The 6825-nt window shown below is 64.0% G+C and carries 10 protein-coding genes; 2 read left to right on the forward strand and 8 right to left on the reverse strand.

Translation table 11 applies throughout. The features are described from left to right. From MVC20_RS12240 to MVC20_RS12275, 8 genes are all read right to left on the reverse strand, one after another. The coding region (locus MVC20_RS12240) for a hypothetical protein (protein ID WP_297541746.1) at nt 1-574 on the reverse strand (574 nt) is incomplete at its 3' end. 10 nt (nt 575-584) lie between these two features. Continuing rightward, on the reverse strand, nt 585-812 hold the full coding sequence (locus MVC20_RS12245) for a DUF6511 domain-containing protein (protein ID WP_297541748.1): 228 nt from the start codon (nt 810-812) through the stop codon (nt 585-587). A gap of 294 nt (nt 813-1106) precedes the next feature. Next, complete coding sequence (locus MVC20_RS12250; RefSeq protein WP_297541750.1) at nt 1107-1841, reverse strand: hypothetical protein; 735 nt, start codon at nt 1839-1841, stop codon at nt 1107-1109. A 22-nt stretch (nt 1842-1863) separates the two neighbouring features. After that, the gene (locus MVC20_RS12255; protein ID WP_297541752.1) at nt 1864-2721 is read right to left on the reverse strand and encodes an ATP-binding protein; all 858 of its coding nucleotides are present in this window, start codon (nt 2719-2721) and stop codon (nt 1864-1866) included. 102 nt (nt 2722-2823) lie between these two features. Beyond that, complete coding sequence (locus MVC20_RS12260) at nt 2824-3306, reverse strand: hypothetical protein (RefSeq protein ID WP_297541754.1); 483 nt, start codon at nt 3304-3306, stop codon at nt 2824-2826. A 35-nt stretch (nt 3307-3341) separates the two neighbouring features. Next, the gene (locus MVC20_RS12265) at nt 3342-3683 is read right to left on the reverse strand and encodes a hypothetical protein (RefSeq protein ID WP_297541756.1); all 342 of its coding nucleotides are present in this window, start codon (nt 3681-3683) and stop codon (nt 3342-3344) included. Next, nucleotides 3683-3976 (reverse strand): helix-turn-helix domain-containing protein, encoded by a 294-nt coding sequence (locus MVC20_RS12270; protein ID WP_297541757.1) that lies wholly within the window; start codon nt 3974-3976, stop codon nt 3683-3685. Before MVC20_RS12270 ends, MVC20_RS12265 begins: the two co-directional genes overlap by 1 nt. A 192-nt stretch (nt 3977-4168) precedes the next feature. After that, entirely contained in the window at nt 4169-4867 is a 699-nt protein-coding gene (locus MVC20_RS12275; protein WP_297541759.1) for a hypothetical protein, read from the reverse strand. A 512-nt stretch (nt 4868-5379) separates the two neighbouring features. Here MVC20_RS12275 and MVC20_RS12280 point away from each other — a divergent pair. Both MVC20_RS12280 and MVC20_RS12285 read left to right on the forward strand, forming a co-directional pair. Continuing rightward, the gene (locus MVC20_RS12280) at nt 5380-5829 is read left to right on the forward strand and encodes a DUF2924 domain-containing protein (RefSeq protein ID WP_297541761.1); all 450 of its coding nucleotides are present in this window, start codon (nt 5380-5382) and stop codon (nt 5827-5829) included. Next, nucleotides 5826-6825: recombinase family protein (locus tag MVC20_RS12285; protein ID WP_297541763.1), on the forward strand; the 1000-nt coding region annotated here is incomplete at its 3' end. The genes MVC20_RS12280 and MVC20_RS12285, both read left to right, overlap by 4 nt.

Here is a 6825-nt window from a genome sequence, read left to right on the forward strand (position 1 = left end):
GATTGAGCGCGGTGAAGAGCGCCGGGTTCGGCAACTCGAGATAGGCCTGATAAAGAGCGATCTGCGCGGCATAGACCGGCCGCGCGACGCTGACGCCGCGCTTGACCACGTCCTTCCAGCTGGATGCACCAAGCGCCTTGTTCTCCCACAGCGCGGGATAGTCCATGGCGACGGGGCCCGAGATGAGGCAGCCGTCGATGTGGCCCTTGAACCGTCCGCCGAGCGCCTCGAAACCGTATTGCCGCCCGTCGGCGCGTTCGGTACGCAGGTCGAACCCGGCCAGCCTCAGCCAGCCCGCCACCATGTCCTCGGCCCGGTGACCGGCCTCGAAGATGCGCAGCGTGCGCGGCGCGAAGTCCTGGCCCTCGTCCTTTGGCACCGCCAGGTAATCGAACTGGATCTGGCGCAGACAGTCGCGGCCAAGCCCCGAGGAACTGACATAGGTTCGGGGGCGCTCTTTCCCGTGGCGCCGGACGAGTGCGGTATCGATGGCCGCCGATACAGCCTCGGCGATCGGTGGGCGCGGCGCATCGGCACCATAGATGCAGCCTGATTTGTGATTGAGGTCGATCATCGGCGTGCCCTCAAAACGGAATCGGGTCGTCGAGCACGGTGCCGGTCCGCTCCTTGCGCGCGGCCTGCCTGCCCATGCTGTCGATGTAGCCGGTCACCGCCGCCTCGATCAGCCGGTCGATGTCCTCCGGCTTGCGGTGAAAGAAGGGCTCCATGAGCCCGAGCGATGTGAGCGCCTCGGCGAAAGACGCCCGTGCATCACGGATCGCCTGACGCTCGCGCGCGGTCTTGTCGATCATGCCGTTGTTCCTTTTGGCGATTTCCGCGCCGATGTCCTGGCACCGGCGCGAACAGAAGCGGTAATGGGGATGGCGGTCATGCCTCAGCCCGTGGCAGTAGCCGAAGCCGCGTGCCTCGCGCATGCAGACAGCGCAGAGCGGAGGCGCCGCCTCGGATGGGCGGAGCTGTTCCGATCCTGCCTGACGGCCGATCTCGCGAGCGCGCGGCTTGCGAACACGCGGCCTGCGCCGAGGGCCTGCATTCTTTCGCGGGCGACGTGCCATCGGTTCATCTCCGGCATTCGGCCATGCCCGTCAGCCGTTGAGCCAGGCGGGCATGGCGGCTGGCGCCGACGCACCGGTAGTGCCCTGACCCGGATTGCCCGGCTGTGACCTCAATGCCCCTTGCGCCTGCGGCGCGGCCGGCTGTTGCGCGCCCCATGCCGGCGCTTGCGCCTGCCAGCCCGGGGCCTGCGCGGTCGCGGCCTTGCGCGGTGGCGCATTGACCGGCTCGGGTGGAACGGTTTCGCCACCCATGATCGCCGCGTAGTGCGGCTCGTCGGGCAGAACGACATTGGCGATCCGGTTCTGGTCGCGGTATTTCGGGTTGGACGCGGGCTCGACCATGATGCGCGCGGCAAACACGATGCCATCGAGCTGCCTGAGCCCGGGCAGAACCCTTTTGGCCTTGGTGGCCGGGGTCTCGTCGCGCGGATCAAGACCGAAAGCGCTGTCGACGATAGCGCGAAAGGTCGATTTCGAGATCTTCCAGCCGATCGACTGACCCTTTTCATCGAGCTTGCCGCCGGCCACGGTGAAGCTCTGCCAGAACTTGCGCCGCGCATGCGGGCCTTCGAGGATGGTGAACTCGCAGTCGAGCATTTTCGCGTCACTCGACTGCGAAGCCTTCAGCAGCCCCGCATCCATCTGCGTGCCGCCATCTACACCCCCCGGGCGGATGGTCAGGCGGAGCCTGGCGAATGTGCCGTCGGGGATCAGTTCGCCGATGGGGGCCATTTGCGGCTGGGCGTCATTGAGATCGTAACTCATGTCGTGGTTCCTTTGCGTCTGTTCAGGAGGAGAAAGAGGATTGTGTGGGCGCGCGACCGTCGATTTTCGCGATCAGCGCGCCGAGATCGGGTGGCTCGGTCATGTCCAGCCGGCCGGAGCGGTCCTTGGCGGGCAGGCCCCAGGGATTGCCGGATTTGCAGACCAGCCGGCGTTCGGTGGCGGCCTCGTCAAACACCCATCCGCCTTCACCGTCAGGGGCAAAGAACTGCATCGAGACCACCTGATCGACGATGCCGGGCAGTTCGCGGCCGGCTTTCGAGCCTTCCATCTGAGGCTGCCAGGTGACCGCACCGAACTCGTCGGTGACCTTTTCCAGCACGCCCACGAAGATCACCGTCTTGCCGCGTGCGTGCTGCAGATGCTTCAGTGCCTGGATCACCTCGCGCCCGAGAAGCCCGTAGGCCCCGCGCACATCCGCCTTGCCCGTGCGCTCGGAAAACGCCTCGGGCTGCTGGCGCGCCCAGGTCATCGCCTGGCGTGTGAGGTCGGTGATGCTGTCGACGAAGATGATGCGCTTGCGCGCCAGAAATTCCTCGAGTCCGCTGTCGCGGTGCTCGGCCTGCAGCCAGGCGTGGCGCTCGGTGCCGTACCAGGATTGCGGATGCTGTGCCGGGTCCGGCCCGCCGATCAGCACGGCAAGGTCCCGAAAGTCGGTGAAACTGCGCACCGGGATCGAGTCCCCGCGCCAGTCCTGCACGGATTTGAGGCCGGCCTCGAGGTCGAGACAGACGGTTTCCTCGGCGGGCAGCGTTGTCAGCAGCGTGGTCTTGCCGACGCCGGGCGGGCCGAAGATCGCAAGCGAGGTCTTGTTCTCGGCAACCGAGAGCCGTTCGTCGGCGGTGATGATGCGGATGCTCATGTCGTTCTCCAATGGTGTTGCAGGGTGCGCGGCGGCGGGGATGACCGGGTGCCGAAGGGGAACCTGCCCGGCGTCACCGCACGGGCGCCCCGCCGCCGCGCGTTACCGGGCTCGGGATTCGAGCCGGAACACGGGTTTGCCGGTGGTCTCGGTTCGGGCATCCGCGAAGCCCTCGCGCAATGCCTGGGGCCAGGCGGCATAGCGGCGCTCGGGAACGCGGTAGGTGATGTCGAGATATTCAGCCGGATCGTCGCCCGCCGCGCGGATGCGCGCTGCCATCTCGGCCAGTCGTTTCTGATCCCAGGCCACTTTCTTCGGCAGATCGGCAATGATCGTGATGTCACCATCTTCGATGCGGACCGTGCCGGTGGTCTTGTCCCGGGCCGCGCGCTCGGCATCCGCCGCCGCGCCATAGCGCCGCGCGATCGCGGCCTCAAACCTCTCGCGCAGCCGTTTCACCCGGGCGGTCTCGGCGCGCGCCGCCTCCTGCAGCTCCAGGAGCATTTCCGTGGGCAGCGCGGCGATGTCGCCAAGCGAAAGCCGGTCGAGGTCATTGAACTGGGGAGCGTTGTCAATCTGTGGCATGTCGGGACCTCCGATTGATGGGAAAGACAGGGTCATCACGCGGCCTCTGGCTCGACAAGCAGCCGGTCGAGCGGTACCGGTGTTGCGCCGGTTTTGGGCCGGGCGATGGCGAAATAGGCGAAGCGGTCCGGGCCGAGGCGCTGCTGCACCAGATGCACGAGCCCTGCCTCGCAGGCACGAAACGCGGCCCGAGCCAGTGCGCCGAGGCGCTTGCGGTCCTTGTCGGACAAGGTCGACATGCCCGGCATCACGTCGATCCCGAGAAAGCCCCGGTGGTATTCCAGCCAGTCGCCGGGTGCGGCCTGGCCAACCCAGGCGCAGAAGGTGATGTCGGTGAGCGGGTGTACCGAGTGAATGTTCCCGGTCTGGGGTGCCATCAGCATGCCCGCGGTGCTCGCACGGCGCCGCGCTCATGGCTGGACGCGCGCGCAGGATCCGCCGTCAGCCGGCGCGGTCGCTGCCCGAGCCGCGCCACCGCATCGCTGACAAGGCGCGCGCGCCGCAGCTGACTCTGCTCGAAAACCTCGATGTCGGAAAGCCGGTAGAGCACCCGGCCACCGAGCTTCAGATAGGGAGGGCCTTCCCCGGTCCAGCGCCAGCGTTCAAGTGTACGGTGCGAAATGTTCCACCGTCGCGAAAGTTCGATCTGGTTGAGATGGCGTTGTTGCATCACGGCCTCCGTCTTGTTTTCGGAGGCACAATGCGAAATCCTAAAGGGGGATGTCGTGGGGATCGCGGGGGGATTTAGGAAGAAAAAATTATCACGAATAATCAGACTGTTAAGCTGAGGTGGGGATCGTCATCCGCTGGCGATCCCCGGGGCATCCCACAAAGAGGGGGATACCCATCCCCCTCAACCGCTTCACTCTTCTGGGACGACCTCAGTTCTAAGTCGGTATAGGCCCCGACCGTCAGATTCGATCAGATCGCGCCAATTGGACTGCGACTTGAATACGTCAGCCATTCGCATACTACGTGACCGCGCAACAGTCAGCAGGCGCTTCCCATTTTGCCAGGGCTCGCCTCGAGCTGCTGCGCTATGTAGTTCCTTCACTACGCGTGCCTGGACATCCCCAAGGTAGTAATGTTGCCCGTTGCAGCACACGTGATGGTAGTCCGGAGACGCAGAAAATCCCGTGCTCCCAGAGCAAAGCTCTGCTGTCTTAAAGCCTCGCACCTTTTCGATTCTGTCCCGTTCCTCACGACGTATAAGTAGATCTCCAAGCATGACGAGAACCGGACTGGCCATGTAGTGCACGCGCATGCAGCTTCCATCAGGCTGGCGGAAGTCAAATACGTTCCGCTCGGAGCAGCGAAAGATCATATAGGCGTCACCAGGATGCAGATCGACGAGGCCAGAATAGATCGTCCTCTCCTTAGGAGACCAACGACGTCCACCAGATTTCAACCTGCGAAACTCGCCAAATTCCATCGGAACGTCGTAGATCCGGATCGACAGGCGCAACTCATCGTTTTCGGCGAGATAACCCAGATCATGCTCCGGCATCTGCCAGCGTTCGAGAATTTCCTCAATGGTGAAATACTTTTTCTCAATCTGCATGAGTTAGCCTCCGAGTCTCTTATTAGTTGTCGAAATATTGACGTAAAACCGGGGCGTCCAAGGATCAATCACGAATTTTTCGTTCGCTTTGTGAGCTGTCGGAGTCGTTCCTCGCACTTGGTGCCCCGAACTGAGTCAATGCAAGGGATTCCTGGGATACTCTTTGGCATGCGACATTTCGCAAGACTGCCTTCGAAAGGTTTCTAGCTGTTACGCACATCTTCCCTACCGATTTGATTATGCTTGTATTTTCCTATTGAAAGCCGATCCTTTGGGAGGCTTCCAACACAAGGAATTACGCCGATGACAGGTCGTGCCGGCCCAAACCCCCTGCCACCCGCCACCATGACGCCCCGCGAGCGCCGCGCGGAACTCTGCGCCTTGCTGGCCCTCGGCCTGATCCGCCTGCGAATGCGGGAACATGGGCAACTCTTCGCGAAACATGGAGAATTTCCGCTTCACAACTCAGGCGTTGAGAGCGGTAGTGCAGGTCCAACCGACAGGAGGACCGCATGAACTCACACGATCCCATCCCCGCGCGCCTGGCCGCGCTGAAGGCCATGAAGACGCCCGAGTTGAAGACCCAGTGGCGCGAGTTGTTCGACAGCGAGCCGCCGCCCTTCAACCGGCGTTACCTTGAAAGCCGGCTGGCCTACCGCATCCAGGAGCTCGCCTATGGCGGGTTGAAGCCGGAGACGGTGAAACGGCTGGAACGGCTGGGCGAGGAACTGGACGGCGGCGACCGCAAGAAAAGCCGCATCCGGGCCGATCTCAAGCCCATCGTCGGCACGCGCCTGATCCGCGAATGGCAGGGTGTGGAGCATGTCGTCACCGTCACCGCCGACGGCTATGAATGGCAAGGCCGGCCATACAAGTCGCTGTCCTCGGTCGCCCGCGCCATCACCGGCACCCGCTGGAACGGCTGGGTGTTCTTCGGGCTCAAGAATCGGAGCCGGCGATGACAAGCGTGAAGATCAAGCGCCGCTGTGCGGTCTATACCCGCAAATCCTCCGAGGAAGGGCTGGAGCAGGAATTCAACTCGCTCGACGCCCAGCGGGAGGCTTGCGAGGCGTACATTGCCAGCCAGCGCTCCGAGGGCTGGGTGCTTGTGCGCGACCGCTACGACGATGGCGGCATCTCGGGCGGCACGCTAGAGCGGCCCGGCCTGCAGCGGCTGATCGCCGATATCGAGGATGGGCTCGTCGATGTGGTGGTGGTCTACAAGATCGACCGCCTCAGCCGCTCGCTCGCCGACTTCGCCAAGCTGGTCGAGGTGTTCGACCGCAACGACGTGACCTTCGTCTCGGTCACCCAGTCCTTCAACACCACCACGTCCATGGGCCGGCTGACGCTGAACATCCTGCTTTCCTTCGCCCAGTTCGAGCGCGAGGTTACGGCCGAGCGCATCCGCGACAAGTTCGCGGCCTCCCGCAAGAAGGGCATGTGGATGGGCGGGGTGCCGCCCTGGGGCTACCGGGTCGAGAACCGCAAGCTGGTCATCGATGAGGAACGCGCGGAACACGTCCGCTGGATCTTCGCCCGCTTTATTGAGATCGGCTCGGGCACGGAACTGGCGCGCGAAGTGGAAGAGCGCGGTCTGCGCACGCCGAAAGGCAACCGGATCGACAAGAAGTTCCTCTACCGGATGCTAAACAACCGCGCCTATATCGGCGAGGCGGTGCACAAGGGCCACAGCTACCCCGGCGAGCACAAGGCGATCATCGACCGCGCGACATGGGACAGGGTGCATGCCATCCTGAAAGAAAGCCCCCGCAAGCGCGCCGCCCGCACCCGGGCCGAGACACCGGCGCTCTTGAAGGGGCTGCTCTATGGCCCCGATGGCGCGGCGTTCTCGCCGACCCACACCCGCAAGGGCGGCAAGCTCTACCGTTACTATGTCAGCCAGACTGTGCTGAAGCACGGGGCCGGAACATGCCCAATCGGCCGGGTGCCGGCGG

It is taken from the genome of Roseovarius sp. (assembly GCF_027019125.1).
In the GTDB taxonomy this organism is placed as follows: Bacteria; Pseudomonadota; Alphaproteobacteria; order Rhodobacterales; family Rhodobacteraceae; genus Roseovarius.